Source organism: Allopusillimonas soli, from assembly GCF_004153445.1.
GTDB classification, from domain to species: Bacteria; Pseudomonadota; Gammaproteobacteria; order Burkholderiales; family Burkholderiaceae_B; genus Allopusillimonas; species Allopusillimonas soli.
In genome coordinates, this window is the sequence record NZ_SDQC01000005.1 from 46541 (window position 1) to 71233 (window position 24693).

Sequence of the window (24693 nt, forward strand, 5' to 3'; positions counted from 1 at the left end):
ACGCCGCGCCGCAATGCGATTGCGCCGCAACGCCCTACCCTGGATACGGATCGAGCAAGAAACCGTTTATCATAGCAGTTTTTTAATAAAGGAAGCAAGCACAAGGCTGCTTAGCACTCTGCCGCGCCAGAGGCTGGCCCAAAATCCACCAGGATGCGCCCCCCTGGCCCTTCTCCTCTTAAGCGGTGTGTTACATGATCAAGCAGGTGTTCCAGGTCGACCATGTGCACATGTGGCGCCAATGCTGCCATATCGGGACGCCATTGATGGGATAGCCTGGACCAGATATCATGCCGAACCGGCCAATCAGCGTCGGCAACAATGCCAAACATGTGTATACGGCGCATAATAAAAGGCAGAACACTGCCAGCAAATGCATTGTTGCTGGCATTCCCTACCGAAGCCAGCATTCCATCCTTGCGTAGCGAGCGCAGTAGCCAGGCAAGCAGGTCCCCTCCTGTGTTGTCGATAGCTGCAGCGAATCGCGCACTCTCCAGAGGCCGTTTCGATGCGACGGCGGCGGCCGCATCCACGATGTCAGTGGCGCCAAGCTGCCTGAGCGCACTTCCATGATCGGCACGGCGCGTGATCGCAGCCACCTGATAACCCGCTCGAGACAGAATGGCTATCGCCATAATGCCCACGGCACCTGCTGCACCACTGACGGCAATCTCACCTAAGCCCGGGCGAAGGCCGAGAGACTCAAACTTCTGCAACGCCAAGCCAACCGTGAATCCCGGCACGCCCAGGACGGCAGCGTCGTGCATGCTCAATCCATCTGGCACATGCATGACGTGTTCGCCGGGCGCCCTCAAAAACTGCGCAAATCCTCCGTCAAATGCAATGCCGGTTTTAAATCCGTGCACAATCACCGCATCACCAGGCTTGAATTTCGCATCAGCACTGCTGACTACCGAGCCAACGCATTCAATACCCGCAATGCGTGGGAATTCGCCGATGATTTTAGCTGCACCCAGAACAGCCAGGCAGTCTTTGTAGTTAACACCCGCGTACCGTACGCGAATCACCACCTCACCTTGACTTAACTCAGCGACACTAATGCGTTCAAGCCGGCTTTCAATACGCTCGCCATGACGATGCGTGCGTAAGGCCAGAAAGTGTTCGGTTGTTTGAGGTGCTGATGACATGATATTCCTGGAAAGCCTGAGAAATAAAGCCATCTCACCATGGGCTAATAAAACATGCAATATGGCATTTTGACTGTCGAAACAGTCTCTCGACTTCATGTGAATTTGCATCGAATATATCCGCTAATCCAAATCCATCGAGCAGGAGTCACACCGCATGAATAAGTCCAAGAAGGAGCGTCTGTTTGGAGATCACTTCCGACAAGGATTGACCGAGGCAGAACAGGCGCTTATCGAGCAGGTACGAGAACTGTGCCGCGAGCATATAGGGCCAAATGCGGCTGCCGTGGCACAGGAAGATCGCTTCTCCTGGGATACATTCCATTTGCTTGCCCGTTCAGGCGTCCTCGCCACCGCATTTCCAAAAAAATATGGTGGAAGCGAAGCGCGCCAAGTTGTACGCATTCGCATTCTGGAAGAGTTGGGTCGCACATGCAGTACTGCGGCCTCCATGGTTACAGGCGCAGACCTCTCCACGCGCGCGATTGTGGCAGGAGCATCAGAGAGGTTGAAGGAACAGCTCCTGCCGCAGCTCTGTACGGGAAAAACACAATGCGCTTTTGCACTAACCGAGCCGGGCGCCGGCTCGGACGTTCGGGGCATACAGACCAAAGTGCACAAGGAAGGATCCCGATATGTGATCAGTGGCAGCAAAAAATTCATTACCCGCGCCTCAACAGCGGACTGGTTCGTGGTGATAGGCCGCCTCACCGAATCGGACGCAAAATTCGTGGCATTGATAGTGCCCCGAGACGCGCCTGGCTTGACCATTAGCGAGGACGAGCCGAAGCTGGGCTGGTATGGCGTACCGATCGCTTCGCTGGAACTGCGCGACGTAGCCATTGCAAACACCCACCGTCTCGGCGAAGAAGGTGATGGCTTCAATCTGGCGCAGGATGCGCTGTTGCGCGCCCGCATCGGCCACGCAGGCATGGCCCTGGGCCGCGCCATGGGTGCGCTGGAAATAGCGTCCAGTTATGTGGTTGAGCGCCAAGTGTCTGGCAAGCGCTTGAGCGAACACCAGGGAGTGCAGTGGATGCTGGCGGAAATGGTGGTTCAGGTTGAAGCGACACGCGCTTTATTGACACTCACAGCGGAAAAATATGACAGGGAAGCGCCTGATGTAGCCCTGTTCGCATCCATGGTCAAATTGCAGGCCACCGACCTGTGCATGAAAGTTGTCACGGACGCTTTGCAGCTTACGGGAGGACGAGGCTTCTTGAAAGCGTTTCCCCTGGAGCGTTTCTTCCGCGACGCAAAACTAAACCAAATTGGGGAGGGGTCCAGCGAAGTACACAAAACCATCATTGGGCGGGACATCGTGCGCCGTGCTGTTGCCGCAGAACGCCACCCGTGCCTAAAGCCCGGTCCTCTTGTCGATTATTGAGCAAGTACTCTCAGATTACGCCCTTGCTGCGCAACTCTTCCAGCAGGTCCTCCGACAGGCCGAGGCTGCCATACACCATGTCATTATGTTCGCCGACATCAGGCCCTGTTCTAGGAATGGGTAGCTCCCGACCGGCCACACGAGGGACAATGCAAGGCGCTGGCAGGCTGCCATAGTCGTGATCAGGTAGCCGCACAATGGTGTGGCGCGCCTGAAAGTGTGGATCGGACTCGATATCCGCTATGTTATATACCTTACTAAAGGGAATGCTGTGAGCGTCAAGCGCTTTCGCGATTGCATCATATGAACGCTCCTGAAACCATGGAGACAGGCGCGCCTCAAGCTCATTCACATGGCGCACGCGATCCGGGTTCGTTCGAAAACGCACATCCTCCGACCACTCCGGGTGCCCAAGCGCAATACAGAGCCGACGAAAAACGGGATTGGACGAGGCCACGAGAGAAAAATACACGCCATCCTCACTGCGATACATATTGGACGGCGCAGTATAGGATGCACAATTGCCTACCGGCTCCCGCACAAAACCCAGCTGCTCATGCTCGACGGGTAATGGGTCTAGTAGCCGAAACAGCGCTTCTGTAGCGGACAAATCAATCTCCACACCGCCTGCCTGTGGGTCGTCACGCAAGCGCACCATCTCGGCTGCGATCGAAAATGCGGCGAACAATCCCGCAACGGCATCACCGACCGGAAAGTTGCAATGCAGCGGTGGCCCGCCCGCAAAACCATTGAGATTGGTAAATCCGCTCATGGCTTCAAAAATTCGTGCAAAACCGGCTCGCGAACTATACGGGCCATTCTGCCCAAAACCGGTCAACCGCAGAATAACAAGGCGCGGGTTGTGCCGGAATAGTGTATCGGCATCCAGGCCCCAGCGAGCCATCGTCCCCGTCCTAAAGTTCTCCACCAGTACGTCGAATGACGGCAGCATCTTCAAGAACACATCCCGCCCAGCGGGCGTCCGCACATCCAGCGTGATACCGAGTTTGCCGCGATTTGCCACCTTCCACCACAAGGCCCGCCCATCCTTGATCGGCTGAAGCCCCCGTAAGGCGTCGCTACCGTCGGGCAACTCCAACTTAACGACCTCCGCGCCTAAGTCGCCGCATAACGTGGCGCCAAAAGGCGCTGCCAAGACTGTGGCCATGTCAAGAATGCGCACACCCGAAAGCGGGCCGGACTGTTCAGTTGCATGTGAAGAGGTAGTCAATGGCAGCTCCATTATCGTCGCGTATTGAAAGTCTTGTTTTTGCCTGATCTATGATAGAACTGCAATCTAAATTTCGCTAAGCGAAATGCTATTTCTAAATTATTGACCTACGTTTCACTCGAGGAGATGATGAAAACCGTGCAAGACAAGAACTCTATTGCGTCCATGATTCATTTGCCAGGCCTCGTGAGTCCGCATGACCTTTCCACTGATCGTCAGTTCTCTATGAACCTCGCTCGTGGTCTCGAAGTGCTGCGCGCATTTACACCATTGGACGCCGTATTGGGCAACCGGGATATATCCGACCGAACAGGCCTGCCAAGACCCACCATATCGCGTCTGACCTACACCCTGACGCTGCTCGGATACCTGAGCTACGACGAGCGGCTGCAGAAATATCGCTTGGGATCGGGGGTGCTATCCCTGGGCTATCCGTTACTGGCCAGCATGCGCATTCGGCAGATTGCGCGGCCCTTCATGGAACATTTGTCCAAGGACACGGGCTGCACGGTGAACCTGGGGATGCGGGACAGAAGCAACATCGTCTATGTGGAAACTTGTCGCCTGGACGCGGGAAACGCATATCAGCCAGACATCGGCAGCACGCGGCCGCTGCTCTCCACCGCGATGGGGCGGGCGTTGCTGATGGCGTGCTCGACGACTGATTGCAATGCCATATTGAACCGTCTGCAAGTCATGGACCCAGGAAGTTTTGCAAAGGACAAACCCAGTTGGGACCGGGATAAAAAGGCCTTTTCACGTCGCCATTTCTGCCATTCCCAGGGAGACTGGCGCGAAGAAATACACGCTATCGCTGCACCAATCCGGCAGCCTCACAACGAACCGCAAGTTGCCCTGAACTGCACAATGTCCGCGATCCGGCTTAGCAAAAATTCGCTGGAAGAGGAAGCCGCTCCTCGAATGCTGGAAGCAATACGGCAGATTGAAGGCGCATGTGGAATTCACTGACAATCAACCATAGGACAGCCGTTTCATGATCCGCGATCCGTATAAGCTGGAGCAACTGCTCGCTGAAGTCAGGCAGTTTATTAAAGAGGAGTGCATACCGTGTGAGCGCGAGGTGGATCAAGCCGACGAGATCCCTTCACATATTGTCGCCCGCATGCGGTCTCTAGGACTGTTTGGCCACAGTATTCCTGAAGCATATGGCGGTGGAGGATTGACAAGCGAAGAACTGTGTCTTGTGAATATGGAGGTTTCACAAGCAGCCACAGCTTTTCGTGCCCGCTTCGGCGGGAATACGGGCATCGCGTCCGAATCGCTAGTCGTTGATGGCACGGAAGAACAGAAACAGCACTATCTCCCGCGCCTGGCCTCGGGAGAAATAACGGGATGTTTCGCCCTGACCGAACCCGGGGCGGGCTCGGACGCCACCGCTCTGAAGACCACTGCTGTCCGTCGAGGTGGTGACTACGTGCTCAATGGCCTCAAGTGCTACATCACCAACGCGCCTATCGCCGACCTGTTCACCGTGTTTGCCCGCACAGACCCGGAAAGCCGGGGTGCGCATGGAATAAGCGCTTTCCTCATAGAAAAAGGCACATCAGGTCTGGCGGTGTCATTGCCATATAGAAAAATGGGCCAGCACGGCTCTCCCGTTGGCGAAGTCATACTGACCGATTGCAGCGTTCCTGCTTCTTCGATTGTGGGGGAAATGGAGAACCAGGGCTTTCGTACCGCCATGAAAGCACTGAACAAGCAGCGAATCAATCTGGCTGCCCTGTGCATCGGTCCGGCAATACGTCTGCTGGATGAAATGGTTTCCCGGGCAGCGAGCCGGCAGCAGTTTGGACAAAATATCGCCGAATTTCAAATGATCCAACAGATGATTGCACAGAGCAATATAGAAATTCATGCTGCAAGGGCTCTGCTGATGGAAACCGCTCGCAAACGGGATGCAGGCGCGGATGTGACCATGGAAGCGTCCATGTGCAAGTTTTTTGCATCGGAGATGTGTGGCCGCGTCGCAGACCGCGCTGTGCAGGTTTTTGGTGGAGGGGGCTATATCGCGGATAACGCTGCCGAACTCTTCTATCGGGACGTTCGTCTGTTCCGCCTGTACGAAGGCACTAGCCAGATCCACCTCATTAATATCGCCAAACGTACCATGGCGACCGCCCATGAGCCATCCGGCTCGTGAACCACGCTTGAAGAAGCAAATCATAAATAGAACTGGAGACAATTCATGAAAAACCGCAAACCACAACTTGCCGCATTTCTTGCGCTAGCGCTGCCAGCCATCTTCATGAGCGCGCCTTCGCAGGCAGCCAGTTATCCCGAGAAGCCAGTCACCATCATCGTGCCCTTTAGTCCTGGTGGCGTGGTGGACACAATCACACGCATAATTGGAGATAAGCTTTCCGCACGATACGGCCAGCCCGTCGTCGTTGAAAACAAAGCGGGAGCAGGAGGCACCATCGGCACCGGATATGTGGCACATGCGCCGGCCGATGGCTACACTTTGTTGAGTGTCAGCCCAGGCCATGCAGTGGCTCCCAGTCTTTATAAGAACCTTGGATGGAATCCAATTCGAGATTTTAGGGCGGTTGAAGGATTCGGCATTGTTCCTAATGTATTCGTCGTGCCCCCCAGTGTGCCTGCCAAGAATATGGCGGAACTCATCGAAATGGCGAGAAAAAGTGATACGCCACTGACCTATGCCACGGCGGGCATTGGAACCTCAAACCACCTGTCAGGCGCACTCCTTTCAGAAATGGCTCACATCAAGCTGGAGCAGGTGCCATACCGAGGTCAGCCCTTGGCCCTCAACGACCTGCTCGCCGACCGAGTAACGATGATGCCACTTACCATCGCGCTGGCAAAACCCCGTATTGAATCAGGCAAACTGCGTCCGCTTGCAGTTACTACAGCTCAAAGAGCCACCGCGTTACCTGATATCCCCACCGTGGCGGAAGCCGCAAACCTGCCGGACTATGCAGTAGGTACGTGGTTCGGTTTTGTAGCGCGCAAACAAGTTCCAGATGACATTATCGATAAACTGTCCAAGGACATCGCGGAAACCCTTGCCATGCCAGAGGTCAAGGAAAAGTTGACCGGCATCGGCCTGCAAATTCAACCACAAAACCCGCAAGAATTTGACGCCTATATTGACGCCGAATATAAGAAATGGTCGCGCGTTCTTAAACAGGCAGGAATCAAACCACAATGAACGCCGCTATCGAAACCGCCTTCACGACGCCGCTATGTCGCAGGCTGAGAGTGCGCTTTCCTATATTCGGATTCTCGCACTCCGTCGATGTGTGCGTTGCCATTGCCCGAGCAGGCGGCTTTCCCGTTGTTGGGCTGGCTCGGGAAATGCCTGAAGAGATACCGGATATCATCAAGAGCCTGGAACGTAAGATGCAAGGCATGCCTTATGGCATAGACCTGATGCTTCCTGGCGGTGTCCCCGAACATGGCAACCATGCGTCACTCCAGGAAGCACTTCCGATTGAACAACGCAATTTCGTTTCCGCGCTGCGCCAACGCTTCGAGATCAAGCCTCCAAGTCAGCCAAGCTTTTTCACTACGCAGGTGCGCACGCAGGCATTGTTCGACCAGCAGATCGAGCAAGTGCTCGCATCGAACGCAACCGCTATCGCTACTGCGATCGGGCTGCGTGCGGACTTGATCGTGCGCGCCAAAGCGGCAGGGAAAATGACTTTTTCCTTGATCGGCTCGCCGCGACACGCTGCAAAGGCACTGGACATGGGCGTGGATGTGCTCGTGGCCCAGGGATACGATGCGGGAGGCCATACGGGTCCCATCGGTACTATGTCGTTAATTCCACAAATCGTCGAGCTTGCGGGCGACACACCCGTACTCGCTGCCGGAGGCATTGCCACTGGCGGCCAGATACTTGGCTCTATGGCCATGGGGGCCCAAGGGGCGTGGCTGGGAACGCTGTGGATGGCGGCAAAGGAAAACCACACGCCCTCCGCCCTACTCGAACGCCTGGTAAACGCCGCCAGTGACGATACCGTAGTAACGCGCGCCCATAGCGGCAAACCTTGCAGAGTCGTGCGGAGTGCCTGGATCGACGCTTGGGAGCAAACAGATGCTCCCGCCCCCTTGCCGATGCCCTTTCAGCAAGTGCTAACGGGCGATGTGTTCACATCCATCCATGAAACCAACGACAATCGGCTTATCTACGAGGCGGCCGGGCAGAGCCTGTTCGCAATACGCGGCCAAACCACCATAGCGGCTCAATTTGAGCAGTTGGTCTCCGAAATGCGCGAAGCGTGGCTGTCTTTGCAACCATGGGCAGGTGGAGAAACCTCGGCCTAGACCTCCACCACGGCATACGCCGAGTGGTTGTGGATGGATTCGAAGTTTTCCGCCACGACGCGCAAGTGGCTGATGCCGGGCGTACCCCGAAGGTGTGCAGCCACGTCGCGTACGAGATCCTCGACAAACTTCGGGTTCTCGTAGGCGCGCTCGGTGACGAATTTTTCATCGACGCGCTTGAGCAGTCCCCACAGTTCGCAGGAAGCCTGCTGCTCTACGCCGCGGATGAGCGTGTCGACCTGTACGTTTTCAGGATGGTCGAATACGACCGTGACCGACACATGCGAGCGCTGATTGTGGGCGCCGTAGTCGGAAATGGCCTTGGAGCAGGGGCACAAGCTGGTGACGGGCACCGTGACGTGGAGTTCGAATTCGGTGGCGGCAGGCATGCCGTCCCGCCCTTTGCGCGCTCTTGCCGTCCAGGCGATCTCGTAGTCCATGAGGCTGGGGACGCCGGACATGGGTGCGATCTTCGTCAGGAAATAGGGAAAAGTAACGGAAATATCGCCTTTGTCGGCATTGAGCAGAGGGAGCATGGCCTGTGCCATTTCGCAAAAACGCTGTGGTGTCATGGCCGTCTGGCGATATTCCTCAAGCAGGGCAACGAAACGCGACATATGCGTGCCCTTCTCGGTCGCCGGCAGTGCCACGGTAAGCTCCCATGTACCCACCGTGGGCTGCGCCTGCCCATCTGAATTCTGCACCAGCATGGGATGGCGGACTCCCCTGACCCCCACGCGCTGGATAGCGATATGGCGTGTATCAACGCTGCTCTGCACGTCCGGCATGGCGACAGCGGAGTCAAGTGGAATATTCATTGTTCAAACCTGTATGCGAGGCGGAAATTGCCCGTGATATTGATCTATATCAAGTATGCGGCACCGCCGCAATGCATGACTTTATAACCACAATGGTAACAGGCTCTTAGGCTAAATCGGGATACCGGCTGCGTATCGACCGCTCCACGCCGGCCGCGTCCAGTCCCAATTCGGCCAGGAGCGCAGCCTGGTCGCCATGGTCTATAAACTGGTCAGGCAGCCCAAGCTGAAGCACCGGCACCTGCAAACCTTTCCTTGCCAGAAACTCGAGCACCGCACTGCCGGCACCGCCCATGATGGCTGCCTCCTCGAGGGTGACAATCGCCTTGTGGCTCGTGGCAAGACGTTCAACCAGCGCTTCGTCCAGCGGCTTCACGAACCGCATGTCGGCAACGGTGGCATCGAGTCGCCCAGCTGCCTCCATGGCGGCCTGGCACAGTGTGCCGAACGCCAGAATGGCAATCTGCTTGCCTTCCCGGCGCACGATGCCCTGCCCCAAGGGCACCGCGTCAAGCCCGGCCCTCACTTCGACGCCCGCACCCGCGCCCCGTGGATAACGCACCGACGCAGGACCGGGATGCCGGAAGCAGGTATTGAGCAACAGGCGCGTCTCGTTTTCGTCCGAGGGCGTCGCCACAACCATATTGGGCACGCAGCGCAGATAGGCGATGTCATAGTTGCCGGCATGCGTGGCGCCATCCGCGCCGACAATGCCCGCTCTATCGAGGGCAAAGGTGACGTCAAGGTTCTGCAGGGCCACATCATGAATAAACTGGTCGTACCCTCGCTGCAGGAAGGTGGAATAGATGGCGACCACGGGCTTCTGCCCTTCGCAGGCCAGTCCGGCGGCAAACGTCACAGCATGCTGTTCGGCAATGCCCACATCGAAATAACGCATCGGGAACTGCTTTTCGAACTCCACCAGGCCGCTGCCCTCGCGCATGGCGGGCGTAATGCCCACCAGGCGATCATCCGCTGCAGCCATATCGCATAGCCACCGGCCGAATACCTGGGTGAAGGTCTGGCGCGCGGGCGTTCCCGGCTTTTGTATGCCCACTGATGGATCGAACTTGCCCGGTCCGTGATAAAGCACCGGATCGGCCTCGGCCAGCTTGTAGCCCTGCCCCTTGCGGGTCACGACATGCAGAAACTGCAAGCCGCCCAATGCCTTGAGGTTCTCGAGCGTGGGTATCAGCGCATCAAGGTCATGGCCATCGATGGGGCCCACATAATTGAAGCCAAGTTCCTCGAACAAGGTCGAAGGGGACACCATGCCCTTGGCATGTCCCTCGAACCTGCGCGCCAGTTCGAGCACAGGCGGGACGTGCTGCAGAACCGCGCGCCCCACATTTTTGGCCGCCGCATAGAAGCCGCCGGACATCAGTCGAGCAAGATAGCGGTTGAGGGCGCCGACCGGCGGCGAGATCGACATGTCGTTGTCATTGAGGATGACCAGGACATTGACCCCGGGCGTGACACCCGCATTGTTGAGCGCCTCGAATGCCATGCCGGCGGTCATTGCGCCGTCGCCAATCACCGCAATATGCTGGCGGTCTTCGCCTGCGTTACGCGCGGCCACGGCCATACCCAGCACGGCGGAAATAGACGTCGATGAATGCGCGGTACCAAACGCGTCGTACTCGGACTCGCTGCGCCGGGGAAATCCGGATATGCCGCCACGCTGGCGCAGGCCCGCCATGCCTTCGCGGCGGCCAGTCAGTATCTTGTGCGGATACGATTGATGACCGACATCCCAGACAATGCGGTCGTAGGGCGTGTTGAATACGTGATGCAGTGCCACCGTCAGCTCGACCGTGCCCAGGTTGGACGACAGATGCCCCCCAGTCCGGGAAACCGACTGCAGAACGAAGTCCCGCAGTTGGTCCGCCAGCTCGCTGAGTTCGGAGCGGTCCAGGGCCCGCAAGTCGGCAGGGCTATTGATCGTGTCGAGAGAGACAGTGGTCATACAGATTCAACAAGAGTTTGCTAAGGCCATTTTAGCCCCAGGCCGGCATGCGCCCCGATCTCAATGGTCACGGCCCACAATATAGTCGGCAATACACCCAAGATGCGCCGCGGCGGGCCCCAACGGCAACAGGGCGGCGCGCGCCTGGGCATGCAGGTCCTTGAGCAGGCCGCGCGCACCGTCCAACCCCAGGGCACTGACATATGTGGGCTTGTTGCCGGCCGCGTCCTTGCCGGCGGTCTTTCCCAAGGTGGCCGTATCCGCAGTCACATCCAGGATGTCGTCAACGACCTGAAAGGCGAGCCCGACGGCGCTGGCGTAGGTTTCCAGGCCCTGGCGCGCCGACGAGCCCGCCCCCGCCACGATGCCGCCCAACAGCACGCTCGCTTCCAGCAACGCGCCGGTTTTCATGCTGTGCATTTGCCGCAACGCCTCGGGGGTGAGCGTGCAGCCCACGCTCGCACAATCTATGGCCTGGCCACCGACCATGCCCAGGCTGCCGGTAGAGCGCGCCAGCAACTGGGTGCCCTGTACAACCAGGGCGGGCGCAATGGGCATCATGCCCAGCAATTCGAATGCCAGCGGCTGCAGGGCGTCGCCAGCCAGCATCGCCGTGGCTTCGTCAAATTGAACATGTACCGTGGGGCGGCCGCGCCGTAACGCATCATCGTCCATGCAGGGCAAGTCGTCATGGACCAGGGAATAGGCGTGGATAAGCTCGACGGCAGCGGCAGCATGGTCCAGCGCAATCTCCTGGGCGGATGCGGCCGTGCCCGGTTGCAGGGAGGCCTCGCCGGCCGCATATACAAGTGCAGCCCGCACGCGCTTTCCGCCGCCCAGGACGGCATAGCGCATGGACTCGTGCAGCCGCGCCGGCGTTGTCGTAGCGGGCGGCAGCACTTGATCGAGAACGGTTTCTATGTGCTGGACGCGGCCAGCCAGCCAGGCGGGAAAATCAATGGATCTGCGCGGCATGCCCTACTCTTCTTCGCCGCCGTCGCCATCGCCATAAGGCTTGAGCAGATTGTCGCGCAGCACCTTGACCTGCTGCTCCGCCTGATCCAGGCGCCGCTGGCAGATGCGCGCCAATGCAACACCCTGCTCGTAGGCAGCCAGGGATTGCTCAAGAGGGAGGGATCCGTTTTCCATTTGCGCAACCAGTGTTTCCAGCTGAGCCAGCGCTGTTTCGAAATCCTGTGGCAGCGCCGTGTCGTCGGCCTGTCCCGCCGCGGTATCCGGTGGCATGTCAGTCATATCAGTATCCGGGCGCGCCCTGCGCCGCCCCGTTTGTCGTGTCTCATGAACGGGATTGTACGGGATGCGCATGGTGCGCTGAGTAACAAAATGCCTGAATCAAGCCATCGACACGCAAATACGATACAATGTTGGGTTTCCTAATTTTCATCGGGCAATCCGATTTTTTCTTCGCGCCGGGTCCTTTTCTGGTATTGCTGCCTGGTTCATCACTGCGGGGGGAATCATGACCGACATCGGAAGGCAGGCACACGTGATGCCTGCGCAATCCCAACTTCCAGTCAACAGCTATTTCGACGAGCGCATTTTCGCCCTCGAGCAAGCGCGCATCTTCGGGCAGTCCGCAAGATATGTGGGCCACGAAAAATTCGTACCCGAGCCCGGCGACTGGCGCACATTGGCCCAGGAAGAGGCAGGCCGGGTGCTGGTGCGCAATCCGAACGGCGTGGAGCTTATTTCCAACGTGTGTCGTCACAGGCAGGCTATCATGCTGGGAGGCCAGGCGGGCGATGTCAGCAGCACCGCACTGTCCAAAGGCAATCTGCGCCAGATGGGCGGCAACATCGTCTGCCCGGTGCATCGCTGGACCTACCGCAATGACGGCAAGTTGCTGGGTGCGCCCCAGTTTCCCAGCACGCCCTGCATGGATCTGCAACGTTTTCCGCTCAAAAACTGCCACGGGCTGCTGTTCGAAGGCCCGCGCGATCCTAGCCGCGACATGGCGCCGTTATTCCAGCGCCCCGAGTTCGATTTTTCCGATTACGTGCTGGACCACATCGAGGTTCACCATTGCCATTACAACTGGAAGACCTTTATCGAGGTCTACCTCGAAGACTACCATGTGGGTCCGTTTCACCCAGGCCTCGGGAAATTCGTCACCTGTGACGACCTGACCTGGGAATTTGCCGACTGGTACAGCTGCCAGCGGGTGGGTGTGCATGAAGCGCTGGGACAACCCGGCACGGACGTCTATCGCGCCTGGCACGATCGGCTGCTCGATTACCGCAGCGGGGACCAGCCCGATTTCGGTGCGGTATGGGTCACGTATTTTCCCACCCACATGATCGAGCTGTATCCGCATGTGCTGGTGCTGTCCACCCTGCACCCGGTCAGCCCCCAGGAAACGTTGAATATCGTCGAATTTTATTATCCCGAAGACATAGCGGCATTCGAACCCGATTTTGTGAAAGCCCAGCGGGCCGCCTATATGGAGACCGCCATCGAGGACGACGAGATCGCCGAGCGCATGGATGCGGGCCGCAAGGCGCTCATGCGGCGAGGCGTCAACGAGGCCGGCCCGTATCAGTCTCCGATGGAAGACGGCATGCAGCATTTCCACGAATGGTATCGTCGCACCATGGGCGCCGCCGCGCTCTAGTCGGCAGGCAAGCCAGCGTCTGTCAGGCGCCGGCCCCCTGGCCGGCTGGAAGGCTCGCGGCGCGGCCCGGCATGTCGCCGGCGCCTTCCGCGAGATTTTCATCGGGTGCCACCCTTTCATTGGCGACACGCGCCTCGTCGGGCGCAAGAGCCTGCAGCGGTGCGTCATCTGGCGATGGGGGCGTGTTTTCAGGCGCCATCGCCACATCGCCCCGCAGCACCCTGTCTTCGCTATACGTGCGCCAAATGGACAGCAGGCCGGAGGAAATAATGAGGGCCATGCCTGCCCAGGCGATGATATCGGGCACCGTGCCCCAGATCGCCATGCCAAGCAAGGCCGCGAAGATGATGGTTGTGTACTGCAAGGCCGCAGTCAGCAGCGCCGAGCCCAGTCCGAAGGCGCGCGTCATGGCAAGCTGGCCCACCAGGCCCAGCACACCTATGCCGACCAGGGCGGCCCAGGCGGAAGGACTGATATCGTTTACGCCCTGTATCGCCAGTTGCGGCACGCTGGACAGACACACAAAGCATGAGAAGATAAACACAGTGCGCCATTCGGGTTCGCCAACACGCCCCAATTGACGTATCTGCATCATGGCGACTGCCGACATGGCGCCTGCGCCAAGCCCCAGTGCGGCGGCCAGCAAATGTTCATGCTCGAGGCTGGGCCGCAGCACGGCCAGCACGCCCAGGAAACCCAGCGCCACGGCGGCGATGCGGATGGGATCGCGCTGTGTGCCGCCCCATCCGAGCATCCAGCCGGCAATGAACAATGGCGCCGTATAGTTCAGGCTGATGGCGGTGGACAAGGGCAGGTGCGAAATGGCATAGAAGCCCAACCACATGGAGCATATGCCCGAAATGTTGCGCCAGATGTGCAGGCGCCAGCTTGTGGGTGCCAGACTGCGATGCGTGTAGCGCGTCCAGATGAACAGCAGCAGCACGGAGGGTATGCCGCGAAAAAGCACGACGTGCGCAAGCGATGCGCCATGATCGGACGCGATCTTGACGCAAGCCCCCATGCCAGCAAACATGACACTCGCCAGTAACATCCACAGAGACTGCATCTGACCCAACCGAGACTGAAGAACGGAACGCGAAACCCCATACTATACTCTCTTGCTCGCTCGGAGTATGCGTCCTCCTTTAAAATCCGGAACCTGGCCGCATTTGCAGGCTCCAAGCACAACGCTCGCAATCACGGAAAACCACAATGAAACGGATCTTCCTCTTCCTGCTGACCAACATCGCCGTCATGATCGTCCTCAGCGCGTCCATGAACGTGCTGGGTGTTGGCCGCTATCTCACCGCAAACGGCCTGAACCTGTCCCAGCTGCTTATCTTTTCGGCCATACTGGGGTTTGCCGGCGCCCTCATTTCACTTTTCATCAGCAAATGGATGGCCAAGCAAAGCACCGGCGCGCGCGTCATCGACCCGCAGCATCCCGCCAATGCCCAGGAAGCCTGGCTGCTTGATACCGTGCATCAATTGGCCGACCGCGCAGGCATCGGCCGCCCCGAGGTCGCCATCTACGAAGGTGCACCCAACGCCTTCGCGACTGGCGCCTTCCGTAACAATGCACTGGTGGCAGTGTCCACCGGACTGCTGGACAGCATGACCGAGGCCGAGATTACAGCCGTGCTCGGGCACGAGGTGGCGCATGTTTCGAACGGCGACATGGTCACGCTCACTCTCATCCAGGGCGTGGTGAACACCTTCGTCATCTTTCTGTCGCGCATTGTCGGCTATTTTGTCGATCGTGTGGTGTTCAAGAACGAACGGGGCGTCGGCATGGGTTATTACCTCACCGTCATCGCCTGCGAACTCGTCTTCGGCATTCTTGCATCCCTGATCGTCGCCTGGTTCTCGCGGCAGCGCGAATACCGTGCAGATGCAGGTTCCGCCCGGCTGCTCGGCTCCCGCGAGCCCATGATACATGCGCTTGCGCGGCTGGGCGGCATGGAACCCGGCGACCTTCCCAAAGCCTTCCAGTCCTCAGGCATCTCCGGCCGGCGCTCGGTCAGCGCGGCCTTTGCCTCGCATCCGCCGCTTGAGGCGCGCATCCACGCGCTGCAGGCCGCCCAAAGCTTCTGACAGGCCAGACGCGCCTGCGCGCATCCGTCCACGACCAGCCCGATCGCGACGCTCGGACGCGTCTGGTTTATCATGATCAAGCATAAGCGCAGGCTGCTGTCCTGAAAAAAACAGGGAACAACCCGCAATATGTGGCCATGAGGCGCGCCGTCACGGATCCCGAATGAAAGAATTCTTCGCCCTGCTCGATTTCGGTGGCTATATCGCACTGCTTCTCTGGGGCGTGCATATGGTCCAGAGCGGCGTGCAGCGCGCTTTCGGCGCCGCGCTGCGTATCTGGATGGGCCGCGCCCTCGATACGCGCGGCAAGGCATTCTTCACGGGGCTAGGCATTACCGCCGCCATTCAAAGCAGCACGGCCACGGGCCTGATGATCAGCAGCTTCGCGGCCGGCGGCTTGCTGGCCCTGGTGCCGGGCCTTGCAGCAATGCTGGGCGCCAATGTCGGCACCACGCTCATCGTCCAGCTCCTGTCTTTCAATTTCACCGCGCTGGCGCCAGGCCTGATACTGATCGGGGTGTGGCTGTTCCGCCGCAACCAACCCAGCCGGCGCCGCGATCTGGGGCGCGTGTTCATCGGCCTGGGCCTTCTGCTGCTGGCCCTGCACGAACTCATGCGGCTGTTCCAGCCCATCCAGGATGCGCAGCTACTTCGCATCGTGCTTGATGCGCTTTCAGACCAGCCCGTGGCCGCGCTGATTCTATCCGCCGTTCTGGCCTGGGCCTCGCACTCCAGCGTGGCGGTGGTCGTGCTGATCATGTCGCTGGCCAGCCACGGCATGATAGGCATGCCGCTGGCCTGCGCGCTGGTTCTGGGCGCCAACCTGGGCACTGCCATCAATCCGGTGCTGGAGACCAGTGGCGGCGACGATCCGGCGGCCAGGCGCCTGCCCCTGGGAAACCTGGGCACACGGCTGGCGGGATGCATGGTCGCGCTGCTGTTCCTGCACTGGGTAGGCCCGCTCATGGAACATCTCTCCGGCGGCCCTGCGCGCGCGGTTGCCAACTTCCACACGTTTTTCAATGTGATCGTGGCGCTGATTTTCATGCCGTTGCTCGACCCCTATGCGCGTCTGCTGCGGCGCATGCTGCCCAAGCGATCCGACCCCAACGATCCGGCCCGTCCCCAGTACCTGGATGAATCGGCTGGCGAGGTGCCCAGCATTGCCCTGGGCAATGCCGCGCGCGAAGCACTACGCATCGCGGACATGGTACAGAGCCTGCTGTCCACCGCGCGCGCCGCATTTCAACGCGACAACCGGCATAGGCTAACCCATGCGCGTTATATCGAAAACGCAGCGAGCCAACTGGACAGCCTCATTACAGCCTATCTGGCTTCGCTGGACGTCGATAACATGAACAACGACGACCACCGTCGGCTTGACGAGGTGGTCGCGTTTTCTTCCAATATGGCCCATGCCGCCAACCTGATTGCCAATGGGCTGATCGGCCACACAACCACCATGCGCAAGAAGGCCTGGGTGCTCAACGACTGGCAAAAAGAGCAGTTGCTGGCGGCGCTGGAGCGCCTGATGCGCAATGAACGCCAGAGTGCCGCGCTGTTCGTGGCTGAAGACATCAAGAGCGCACGCTATCTCGCGTTCGAGAAAGATCACTTCCGCGAACTCGAGACCGCCGCCGCCGAACAAAACCTGCAGGCAATCAAATCGGGCAAGCTGGAGGACATTGAACAGGGCTCATTCTTCCTGGACATCCTGCGCGATGCGAAGGCCATCAACTCCTGCCTGGTCGGCGCCAGCGCCTACCCCATTCTGGCCAAGCACGACGAGCTACTGCCCAACCGCCTGCGCGACAACGAGGCGCCGGCCGATACCTAGGTCAGGTACCTGGCGAACCAGGCCAGGCATCGCTCCCAGCCGTCCTTGGCATCGGCAGGGTTGTAGCTGGGCCGGTAATCAGCAAAGAATGCGTGCCCCGACGCCGGGTACACCACGATCTGCGAGGCCTGCGCCGCTTCCCCGCCCTTGGCGAGAGCCCCCTCCATGCTGCGCACATCCTCAAGCGGTATGCTGGCATCCTTGCCGCCATACAGCCCCAGCACCGGACCGTGCAATTGCCCGGCCACGTCGACCGGATTGCGCACCTGCAGCGGACCATGCCCCGTAGCCAGTCGGCCATACCACGCCACGCCGGCCTTGCAGACGGGGTTGTGCGCGGCATACATCCATACGATACGCCCGCCCCAGCAGAAACCACTGATGCCGACGCGCTCAGTATTCGCGCCCTGCTCGCCGGCCCAGGACACAGCGGCATCAAGATCGGCCATGACTTGCTCGTCGGGCACTTTGGATACAATTTCCTTGATGAGGCGGGCATTGTCGTCGTAGCTGCTGGCATCACCCTGACGCTGATACAGTTCAACCGCCACCGCCATATACCCCTGGTGCGCAAAGCGACGGCAGATGTCCTGGGTATGCTCATTCACGCCAAAAATCTCCTGGACCACCAGCACGAGCGGGAAGCCGCCCTCTCGGGTCTCCCCTGGCGCAGCATAGTATGCCTGTATCGGCTGGTCGAAGGAGGGTATGTCCACCCTACCCGTGCGCAAGCCTTCGGCGCTGGTGTGCAGTGTGGTTTGCGTACCCGATGCATGTGACATGTCTGCTCCTTTAAAAACGTGATTGACGACGGCCTCATATGCCGTTGCGGCGAGCCGGAGCCAGCCGCCATGGACAGGCTCCAGCCAAAAATTTCAGTGCGCCTGCTCCCAGTTCGGCCCCGCCCCCACCTCGGCCACAAGGGGAACAGTCAATTGCGCAACGTTGCTCATGAGCTGAGGCAATTCCCGTTCCACGACAGACACTTCGTCGGCAGGCACGTCCAGAACCAGCTCATCATGAACCTGCATGACAAGCAGACTGCGCATGGCCTTGGCCTGCAGCCAGTCCTGGACCGCCACCATGGCCATCTTGATCAGATCAGCCGCCGTGCCCTGCATGGGCGCGTTGATGGCGGCACGCTCCGCCGCCGCACGGCGCGGGCCCTTGGCGCCACGCAACTCGGGCAGCCACAGGCGGCGGCCAAACACCGTCTCGACGTAGCCGAGTTCCTGCGCCATGGCCTTGGTCTGCGCCATATAGGCCGCCACGCCGGGATAGCGTGCAAAATAGCGATCAATATAGGAGCGGGCCGCATCGCGCGTAATACCCAGGTTGGCCGCCAGGCCGAATTCGCCCATGCCGTAGATCAGTCCAAAATTGATGGCCTTGGCCGCGCGGCGCTGTTCCGCCGTGACCTGCGCCTGCGCCACGCCGAAGACTTCCGCCGCCGTGGCCCGGTGAATATCGTCGCCGCGCTCAAAAGCCTGGCGCAGATTGTCGTCGTCGGAGACGTGCGCCATGACCCGCAACTCGATCTGGGAATAGTCCGCTGACACAATGCTGCCGCCGGTGGCGACAAACGCCGCACGCACGCGCCGCCCTTCCGCGGTGCGCACGGGGATATTCTGCAGATTGGGGTCCGAGGACGCCAGCCTTCCGGTAATGACCGCGGCCTGCGCATAGCGCGTATGCACCCGCCCGGTGGCGGGATTGATCATGCGCGGGAGCTTGTCGGTATAAGTGGACTTGAGTTTGGCGAGGCCGCGATACTCCAGCAGCAGGGCGGGCAGAGGATAATCGCGCGCCAACTTGTTCAACACATCCTCGTCGGTGGAGGGCGCGCCGCTGGCGGTCTTGCGCACTACCGGCAAAGCCATGCGCTGAAAGAGTATCTCGCCCAATTGTTTGGGAGAGTTGAGATTGAAGGGCTGGCCAGCCAGCTCATGGGCGCGTTGTTCAAGCTCCAGCAGTTGCTTGCCCAGCTCGGCGCTCTGTTCAGCGAGCAGCCGCGCGTCGATGCGCACGCCATTGTGTTCCATGACAGTCAGCACACGCGAGGCCTGTACTTCAAGCTGATAAATGCGCTCCAGGCCGGGATCGGCCGCCACCTTGGAACGCAGCACACCGTGCAGTTGCAAGGTGAAATCGGCGTCCTCGCTGGCATAGAATGCCGCCTTGCCGACATCGACCTCGTCGAAACCGATCTGCTTCGCTCCCTTGCCGCACAAGTCCTCGTAGGTCGTGCCAGTACGGCCTAGCCAGCGCTCGGCCAGCTCTTGCATATTGACGCGCCGGTGGGACTCAAGCACATAGGCTTGCAGCATGGTGTCGTCGGTGATGCCCGACAGTGCAATACCCTCGTTGAGCAACACATGCGTATCATACTTGGCGTTGTGCAGCAGCTTGGCGGCTCCCGCATCCTCGAGCCAGGGGCGCAGCCGGTCGAGCACGTCTTTCTTGGGCAATTGCGGCGTATGGTCCGGTCCGCGGTGCGCTACCGGTATGTAGCAGGCATGGCCCGGCTCGGTGCTGAGCGAAAGACCCACAAGCCGTGCACACATCGGATCCAGCGACGTGGTCTCGGTGTCCAGCGCCACGAGTTCGGCTGCCTGAATGCGCGCCAGCCAGCGAGACAGGCTGTCCATGTCGAGTATTGTTTCATAATGTGTCTGCATAGGCGCCGCCGGCTGGTCGGCCGCTTGGCGGCTGTCCTGTTCGGGGATGCGCTCGGGGTCTCCGGTCAGTTCGCGCAGCCAGGTACGGAAGCCATATTCCTCATACAGCTGCACAAGCGCATCGCGATCGGGATCGCGCGGCAGCAGTTCGCCAAGCCCGTGGGGCACTTCGGGAATATCGCAATCAGTGCGTATGGTCAGCAGTTCGCGCGTCAGCGGGAAGTTCGGCACCGCAGCCTGCAGGTTCTTGCCGGCCACGCCCTTTATTTCCGCTGCGTGCTCGATCAGGGTTTCCACGCTGCCGTACTGGGTCAGCCACTTGGCGGCAGTCTTGGGGCCGACCTTGTCCACGCCCGGGACATTGTCCACCGCATCGCCCGTAAGCATCAGGTAATCGACGATCTGCGCGGGCGTAACGCCAAACTTGCGTATGACGCCCGCAATATCCTGGCGATCGCCGCTCATGGTATTGACTAGCTCGACGTGCTCGTCGACCAGTTGGGCGAGGTCTTTGTCGCCTGTGGAAATAATAGTGTGCACACCTTCGCGCGTGGCCCGGCAGGCAAGCGTGCCGATGACATCGTCGGCCTCCACGCCCGGAATGCTTAGGACGGGCCATCCCATGGCTGTCACCGCACGATGGATGGGGGCGATCTGCGCAGCCAACTCCTCGGGCATCGATGGGCGGTTTTCTTTGTACAACGGGTAGATATCTTCCCGGAACGTCTTGCCTTTTGCATCGAAAACGCAGGCCGCGTAATCCGCCTTGTAATCCTGTGCCAGTCTCCGTAACATAGAGATGACACCATACAGGGCACCAGTCGGTTCTCCCCTGGCGTTACGCAAATCCGGCATGGCGTGGTACGCACGGTAGAGATAGCTGGACCCATCAACAAGCAACAAGGTTTTTTTCATGACAAACAATAAAGTAGTCCGGCTGCCGGCCTCGCAGCAAATTCCCCGAATTATGTCAGAGCTGCAGGAAGCGGCCGATACATTGCGGGAAATCGGCTGGTCAGTCAGTATATTCGGGAGTGCTCGCATACGCCCCGATTCGCCGTACTACGCGCTTGCGGAGAATCTCGGCGCCCGTCTTGCCAAGGCCGGCCTGACTGTCATTGCCGGCGGCGGCCCCGGCATCATGGAGGCCGCCAACAAGGGCGCCTTCGAGGCTGGCGGCACCAGCATAGGCCTCAATATTAAACTGCCTCACGAAGCCGCCAACAACCATTACCAGACACGCAGCCTGCATTTCGATTATTTCTACTCGCGCAAGGCAACCTTTTTCATGCACAGTGCGGCCTACATCGTGCTGCCCGGCGGCTGGGGCACGATGGACGAAGTATTCGAGGTCATGACCCTGGTCCAGACGCGCAAGATTCCGCCCGCCCCCATCATACTCATGGGCTCCTCCTACTGGAACGGTCTTATCGACTGGATGCGCGAGCAAATGCTCGCCAGCAAATATATCGGCCCGCACGATATCGATCTGCTCACGATCACCGATGACATCGGCGTTGCCCTATCCGCAATCGAAACCTTCTGCGCCGAATTCCGCCACGAGCGTGAAGAGGCCCCAGCCCTGCCCGAGTAACACCACCCTCCCTCCCCGCCTTGCGGCCTGGCATGCCAGGCGCCAGCCGCATGGGCATTTACCCTTACTGCATTCACGGTACCTTGCACTGCGGGTATAGTTCAGCACTCTGACACGGCACAGCTGGCTGATGCCCCGCCGCGCGGCGGCGGAAAACTGGCCCTATCTAATGAAATCATCTGGACCTAGTCTCATTCCCCGACTATAGGCACTATCCATTCACGAGGCGGCACCTTGCGCCACAAGCACCGCGTGTCGCTATAACCCGAATGGAGAGAGACATGAAAACGATGTTTGGACGTATACGCGAATACACTGTGCTGGGATTGGCGGCGGGCGCGCTTGGCCTGGCCTCTGCCGGCGCGGCTGCACAGACCAAGGTCGTGGTCGGCTATCAGCAGATCGTGGGACCATTTGTCAGTGCCATTGCCGACGGCAGTTTCGACAAGGCAGCCAAGGAAGCCGGCTACGACATAGACTGGCGCCAGTTCAGCTCGGCTGGCGATATTTCCAGTGCCTTTGCCTCCGGCGACGTGCCTGTTGGCGTACTTGGATCCACGGGGATCACCGCTGCCGTGACGCGAGGGGTGGATGTCGAACTGTTCTGGATCCTGGACAATATTGGAAAGTCCGAGGCGCTGGTGGCACGCAACGGATCGGGCATCACCAAGCCCGCCGATCTGGTGGGTAAAAAAGTGGGCGTACCGTTTGTATCCACATCCCACTTTCACCTTCTGATCGCGATGAAGGATATCTGGAAAATCAATGCCAAGGACGTGCAGATCCTGAATATGCAACCTCCACAGATCGTGGCGGCGTGGCAGCGCGGCGACCTGGACGCCGCCTATGTCTGGCCGCCGGCGCTGACGGAAATACAAAAGACGGGCACGACCATCGCGGATTCGGCCGAGATCGGAAAAAAGAGCGTTCCCACCTTTGACGGCATCATCGCCAACAAGGACTGGGCGAAGAAAAATCCGAAATTCATGGAAGCTTTCACGCGCGTGCTGGCTAAAGCATACAAGGACTATAACGCGAACAGCGCCAACATCACCGCGGATTCGGACACTGTAAAGGGCATCGTCAAGATGATAGGCGGCAAGCCCGACGACATCGTTTCCGCGCTCAAGCTCCTGCTGTTTCCGGATGCCACCGAACAGGCTTCCAATGCATGGCTTGGCGGGGGCAAGGACAGCGGCGCAGCCAAGGCATTCGCGGCCAGCGCGCAGTTTCTGAAGGACCAGCGCCAGATCAACAAGCCGCTTGACGACTATACGCCGTTTGTCAACGCGAGCTACGCGGAGGCGGCAGCCAAGGCGCAGCAATAGGCCAAAACACAAGGAGCGGAACCATGACTTCTCCCATGCCCAACCTCAGTGTCAAAGGTGTCAGCGTCACCTATCCCGCCCAGCAGCATGGCGGGTCGGTGACCGCGCTCAGGGACGTCAATCTGGAAATCGACGCAGGCGATTTTGTCGTGGCGCTGGGTGCCTCGGGTTGCGGGAAAACCACCTTGCTCAATGTCCTGGCGGGCTTTCTCTCTCCGACGGAGGGAGAAATACTGCTGGGCGGCGAGCCCATACAGGGGCCCGGTTCCGACCGAGGCGTTGTATTCCAGAAGCACGCCCTGCTGCCTTGGCTGAATGTCATCGACAACACGGAGTTCGGCCTGAAGCTGCAGGGTGTAAACAGGTCGCGCCGGCGGGACATCGCCGCCCGCAACCTGGAGCTGGTGGGCCTGCAGGACTTTCATCGCCACATGATCTATCAGTTGTCGGGCGGCATGCAGCAGCGTGTCGGCATCGCCCGCGCGTTGACCTGCGACCCGGCCATGCTGCTCATGGACGAACCCATGGCGGCATTGGACGCGCTGTCGCGCGAGACCATACAGGAGTTGCTGCTTGACGTCTGGCAACACACGCACAAGATGTTCTTCTTCATTACGCACAGCGTCGAGGAAGCACTGTTCCTGGGCTCACGCCTGATCGTCATGTCGCCAAGGCCGGGACGAATCACCAACACCTACGAACTGGATTTCAATAAACGCTTTCTTGAGACGAGGGATGCCCGTGCTATCAAATCAAGTAAGGACTTCATCGAAATGCGCGAGACCGTTCTGGGCATCATCTACGGCGACGAACGCGAAGCTGGCGAAGCCGGGGTCCTCCATGTTTAACAAAGTCATGGCCCGCAAGCCTGCAATGCCGGGCAAGGTGTACGGTGCGCCGGGCGCCGGCTACAGTGGCTTCATCAGCATGATGACGGCCATCGTCCTGATCGCGCTGTGGTTTCTCATCACAGGCATGGGATGGATCAAGCCCATATTCCTGCCTTCGCCATTTGCCGTGTATGACAAGTTTGTCGAAGCACTCACCATAGGGGTTGCCAACTCGACCCTGGCGCAACATACCGCCGCAAGTCTGGGGCGCGTCATGGGCGCCTTCCTGCTCGCGCTGATCACCGCGGTGCCCGTGGGGATATTGATGGGGGTGAATCGCGTGATGCGGGGCCTGTTTGATCCCATCATCGAGTTCTACCGGCCGCTGCCCCCCTTGGCCTATCTGCCGCTGGTCATCATCTGGTTTGGCATCGGCGAGTTTCCCAAGGTATTCCTGATCTTCCTGGCCATTTTCGCGCCCATGGCCATCGCCGCGCGGGCAGGGGTTCGCTCCGTTTCCATGGAGCAAATTCACGCCGCCTATGCGATGGGCGCCTCGCGCAGCCAGATCATTACGCACGTTATCCTCAAGGCCGCCCTGCCCGAAATCTTCACCGGCATGCGCATCGGCATCGGGGTGGGATGGACCACCCTGGTGGCCGCCGAAATGGTGGCATCCGCCCGGGGCCTGGGCTTCATGGTCCTGAACGCCGCCCAATACCTGGCCAGCGACACCGTGATCATGGGCATACTCGTCATCGGCTTCTTCGCACTGCTGTTCGATATGCTGCTGCGCTATCTGGAACGCATGCTGATTCCATGGAAGGGGAAAGTCTGAATTC

The 24693-nt window shown here is 59.5% G+C and carries 20 protein-coding genes and 1 pseudogene; 12 read left to right on the forward strand and 9 right to left on the reverse strand.

Features of this window, described 5'->3' with window-relative positions; all coding sequences use genetic code 11:
- Window positions 1–110 precede the first annotated feature (110 nt).
- Window positions 111–1247: a YhdH/YhfP family quinone oxidoreductase gene (locus ERD78_RS15205; RefSeq protein ID WP_245152493.1), complete on the reverse strand. Its 1137-nt coding sequence runs from the start codon at window positions 1245–1247 to the stop codon at window positions 111–113.
- A 58-nt stretch (window positions 1248–1305) separates the two neighbouring features.
- On the opposite strand from ERD78_RS15205, the gene ERD78_RS15210 reads away from it, so the two are divergent.
- Window positions 1306–2535, forward strand: coding sequence for an acyl-CoA dehydrogenase family protein (locus ERD78_RS15210; protein ID WP_129970195.1), 1230 nt, complete (start codon window positions 1306–1308; stop codon window positions 2533–2535).
- A gap of 10 nt (window positions 2536–2545) precedes the next feature.
- Here the strand turns inward: ERD78_RS15210 and ERD78_RS15215 are convergent, their stop codons facing one another.
- The gene (locus tag ERD78_RS15215; protein WP_129970196.1) at window positions 2546–3778 is read right to left on the reverse strand and encodes a CaiB/BaiF CoA transferase family protein; all 1233 of its coding nucleotides are present in this window, start codon (window positions 3776–3778) and stop codon (window positions 2546–2548) included.
- A gap of 117 nt (window positions 3779–3895) precedes the next feature.
- On the opposite strand from ERD78_RS15215, the gene ERD78_RS15220 reads away from it, so the two are divergent.
- Genes ERD78_RS15220 through ERD78_RS15235 form a run of 4 tightly spaced genes read left to right on the forward strand, consistent with a single transcriptional unit; the run spans window position 3896 to window position 8074 of the window.
- The gene (locus ERD78_RS15220; protein ID WP_371734616.1) at window positions 3896–4735 is read left to right on the forward strand and encodes an IclR family transcriptional regulator; all 840 of its coding nucleotides are present in this window, start codon (window positions 3896–3898) and stop codon (window positions 4733–4735) included.
- Window positions 4736–4760: 25 nt separating this feature from the next.
- Window positions 4761–5927 (forward strand): acyl-CoA dehydrogenase family protein, encoded by a 1167-nt coding sequence (locus ERD78_RS15225; RefSeq protein WP_129970197.1) that lies wholly within the window; start codon window positions 4761–4763, stop codon window positions 5925–5927.
- A gap of 45 nt (window positions 5928–5972) precedes the next feature.
- Entirely contained in the window at window positions 5973–6956 is a 984-nt protein-coding gene (locus tag ERD78_RS15230) for a Bug family tripartite tricarboxylate transporter substrate binding protein (protein ID WP_129970198.1), read from the forward strand.
- Entirely contained in the window at window positions 6953–8074 is a 1122-nt protein-coding gene (locus ERD78_RS15235; protein ID WP_129970199.1) for a nitronate monooxygenase, read from the forward strand. The genes ERD78_RS15230 and ERD78_RS15235 overlap by 4 nt, the downstream gene beginning before the upstream one ends.
- Here ERD78_RS15235 and folE2 read toward each other — a convergent pair.
- The 4 genes from folE2 to ERD78_RS15255 form a co-directional block, all read right to left on the reverse strand.
- Complete coding sequence (folE2, locus tag ERD78_RS15240) at window positions 8071–8892, reverse strand: GTP cyclohydrolase FolE2 (protein ID WP_129970200.1); 822 nt, start codon at window positions 8890–8892, stop codon at window positions 8071–8073. The two genes, ERD78_RS15235 and folE2, sit on opposite strands and share 4 nt — an antisense overlap.
- A 106-nt stretch (window positions 8893–8998) precedes the next feature.
- Window positions 8999–10858, reverse strand: coding sequence for a 1-deoxy-D-xylulose-5-phosphate synthase (gene dxs, locus ERD78_RS15245; RefSeq protein WP_129970201.1), 1860 nt, complete (start codon window positions 10856–10858; stop codon window positions 8999–9001).
- Between the two features lie 60 nt (window positions 10859–10918).
- Window positions 10919–11833: a polyprenyl synthetase family protein gene (locus tag ERD78_RS15250; protein WP_129970202.1), complete on the reverse strand. Its 915-nt coding sequence runs from the start codon at window positions 11831–11833 to the stop codon at window positions 10919–10921.
- Window positions 11834–11836: 3 nt separating this feature from the next.
- Entirely contained in the window at window positions 11837–12103 is a 267-nt protein-coding gene (locus ERD78_RS15255) for an exodeoxyribonuclease VII small subunit (RefSeq protein WP_129970532.1), read from the reverse strand.
- Between the two features lie 235 nt (window positions 12104–12338).
- Here ERD78_RS15255 and ERD78_RS15260 point away from each other — a divergent pair, with 235 nt between their 5' ends.
- Window positions 12339–13490, forward strand: coding sequence for an aromatic ring-hydroxylating oxygenase subunit alpha (locus ERD78_RS15260; RefSeq protein ID WP_129970203.1), 1152 nt, complete (start codon window positions 12339–12341; stop codon window positions 13488–13490).
- A 235-nt stretch (window positions 13491–13725) separates the two neighbouring features.
- Here the strand turns inward: ERD78_RS15260 and ERD78_RS15265 are convergent.
- Window positions 13726–14556 (reverse strand): annotated as a pseudogene (locus tag ERD78_RS15265) (DMT family transporter); the annotation flags it as partial.
- Window positions 14557–14702: 146 nt separating this feature from the next.
- On the opposite strand from ERD78_RS15265, the gene htpX reads away from it, so the two are divergent.
- Window positions 14703–15584: a protease HtpX gene (htpX, locus tag ERD78_RS15270; RefSeq protein WP_129970204.1), complete on the forward strand. Its 882-nt coding sequence runs from the start codon at window positions 14703–14705 to the stop codon at window positions 15582–15584.
- A 163-nt stretch (window positions 15585–15747) separates the two neighbouring features.
- A complete protein-coding gene (locus tag ERD78_RS15275; RefSeq protein WP_129970205.1) occupies window positions 15748–17421 on the forward strand; it encodes a Na/Pi cotransporter family protein in 1674 nt (557 codons plus the stop codon).
- Here ERD78_RS15275 and ERD78_RS15280 read toward each other — a convergent pair.
- Both ERD78_RS15280 and polA read right to left on the reverse strand, forming a co-directional pair.
- Window positions 17418–18203, reverse strand: a complete 786-nt coding sequence (locus ERD78_RS15280) for a dienelactone hydrolase family protein (protein WP_129970206.1) — start codon at window positions 18201–18203, stop codon at window positions 17418–17420. The two genes, ERD78_RS15275 and ERD78_RS15280, sit on opposite strands and share 4 nt — an antisense overlap.
- A 93-nt stretch (window positions 18204–18296) precedes the next feature.
- A complete protein-coding gene (polA, locus tag ERD78_RS15285; protein WP_129970207.1) occupies window positions 18297–21014 on the reverse strand; it encodes a DNA polymerase I in 2718 nt (905 codons plus the stop codon).
- Between polA and ERD78_RS15290 the strand changes: the two genes are divergently transcribed.
- The 4 genes from ERD78_RS15290 (at window position 21013) to ERD78_RS15305 (ending at window position 24689) form a co-directional block, all read left to right on the forward strand.
- Window positions 21013–21693: an LOG family protein gene (locus ERD78_RS15290; RefSeq protein WP_129970208.1), complete on the forward strand. Its 681-nt coding sequence runs from the start codon at window positions 21013–21015 to the stop codon at window positions 21691–21693. The two genes, polA and ERD78_RS15290, sit on opposite strands and share 2 nt — an antisense overlap.
- A gap of 281 nt (window positions 21694–21974) precedes the next feature.
- On the forward strand, window positions 21975–23021 hold the full coding sequence (gene tauA, locus ERD78_RS15295; RefSeq protein ID WP_129970209.1) for a taurine ABC transporter substrate-binding protein: 1047 nt from the start codon (window positions 21975–21977) through the stop codon (window positions 23019–23021).
- Window positions 23022–23044: 23 nt separating this feature from the next.
- Window positions 23045–23869, forward strand: a complete 825-nt coding sequence (locus ERD78_RS15300) for a taurine ABC transporter ATP-binding protein (RefSeq protein WP_371734615.1) — start codon at window positions 23045–23047, stop codon at window positions 23867–23869.
- Window positions 23862–24689 carry an ABC transporter permease subunit gene (locus tag ERD78_RS15305; protein ID WP_129970210.1) on the forward strand — a complete coding sequence of 276 codons (828 nt, stop codon included), beginning with the start codon at window positions 23862–23864 and terminating at the stop codon, window positions 24687–24689. The genes ERD78_RS15300 and ERD78_RS15305 overlap by 8 nt, the downstream gene beginning before the upstream one ends.
- The last annotated feature ends 4 nt before the right edge of the window (window positions 24690–24693 follow it).

What these genes read in the sequence shown, in the direction of transcription:
- ERD78_RS15205 (WP_245152493.1), bottom strand. Translation starts at nt 1,247, where the DNA reads ATGAAGTCGAGAGACTGTTTCGACAGTCAAAATGCCATATTGCATGTT.
- ERD78_RS15210 (WP_129970195.1), top strand. Translation starts at nt 1,306, where the DNA reads ATGAATAAGTCCAAGAAGGAGCGTCTGTTTGGAGATCACTTCCGACAA.
- ERD78_RS15215 (WP_129970196.1), bottom strand. Translation starts at nt 3,778, where the DNA reads ATGGAGCTGCCATTGACTACCTCTTCACATGCAACTGAACAGTCCGGC.
- ERD78_RS15220 (WP_371734616.1), top strand. Translation starts at nt 3,896, where the DNA reads ATGAAAACCGTGCAAGACAAGAACTCTATTGCGTCCATGATTCATTTG.
- ERD78_RS15225 (WP_129970197.1), top strand. Translation starts at nt 4,761, where the DNA reads ATGATCCGCGATCCGTATAAGCTGGAGCAACTGCTCGCTGAAGTCAGG.
- ERD78_RS15230 (WP_129970198.1), top strand. Translation starts at nt 5,973, where the DNA reads ATGAAAAACCGCAAACCACAACTTGCCGCATTTCTTGCGCTAGCGCTG.
- ERD78_RS15235 (WP_129970199.1), top strand. Translation starts at nt 6,953, where the DNA reads ATGAACGCCGCTATCGAAACCGCCTTCACGACGCCGCTATGTCGCAGG.
- folE2 (WP_129970200.1), bottom strand. Translation starts at nt 8,892, where the DNA reads ATGAATATTCCACTTGACTCCGCTGTCGCCATGCCGGACGTGCAGAGC.
- dxs (WP_129970201.1), bottom strand. Translation starts at nt 10,858, where the DNA reads ATGACCACTGTCTCTCTCGACACGATCAATAGCCCTGCCGACTTGCGG.
- ERD78_RS15250 (WP_129970202.1), bottom strand. Translation starts at nt 11,833, where the DNA reads ATGCCGCGCAGATCCATTGATTTTCCCGCCTGGCTGGCTGGCCGCGTC.
- ERD78_RS15255 (WP_129970532.1), bottom strand. Translation starts at nt 12,103, where the DNA reads ATGCCACCGGATACCGCGGCGGGACAGGCCGACGACACGGCGCTGCCA.
- ERD78_RS15260 (WP_129970203.1), top strand. Translation starts at nt 12,339, where the DNA reads ATGACCGACATCGGAAGGCAGGCACACGTGATGCCTGCGCAATCCCAA.
- htpX (WP_129970204.1), top strand. Translation starts at nt 14,703, where the DNA reads ATGAAACGGATCTTCCTCTTCCTGCTGACCAACATCGCCGTCATGATC.
- ERD78_RS15275 (WP_129970205.1), top strand. Translation starts at nt 15,748, where the DNA reads ATGAAAGAATTCTTCGCCCTGCTCGATTTCGGTGGCTATATCGCACTG.
- ERD78_RS15280 (WP_129970206.1), bottom strand. Translation starts at nt 18,203, where the DNA reads ATGTCACATGCATCGGGTACGCAAACCACACTGCACACCAGCGCCGAA.
- ERD78_RS15290 (WP_129970208.1), top strand. Translation starts at nt 21,013, where the DNA reads ATGACAAACAATAAAGTAGTCCGGCTGCCGGCCTCGCAGCAAATTCCC.
- polA (WP_129970207.1), bottom strand. Translation starts at nt 21,014, where the DNA reads ATGAAAAAAACCTTGTTGCTTGTTGATGGGTCCAGCTATCTCTACCGT.
- tauA (WP_129970209.1), top strand. Translation starts at nt 21,975, where the DNA reads ATGAAAACGATGTTTGGACGTATACGCGAATACACTGTGCTGGGATTG.
- ERD78_RS15300 (WP_371734615.1), top strand. Translation starts at nt 23,045, where the DNA reads ATGACTTCTCCCATGCCCAACCTCAGTGTCAAAGGTGTCAGCGTCACC.
- ERD78_RS15305 (WP_129970210.1), top strand. Translation starts at nt 23,862, where the DNA reads ATGTTTAACAAAGTCATGGCCCGCAAGCCTGCAATGCCGGGCAAGGTG.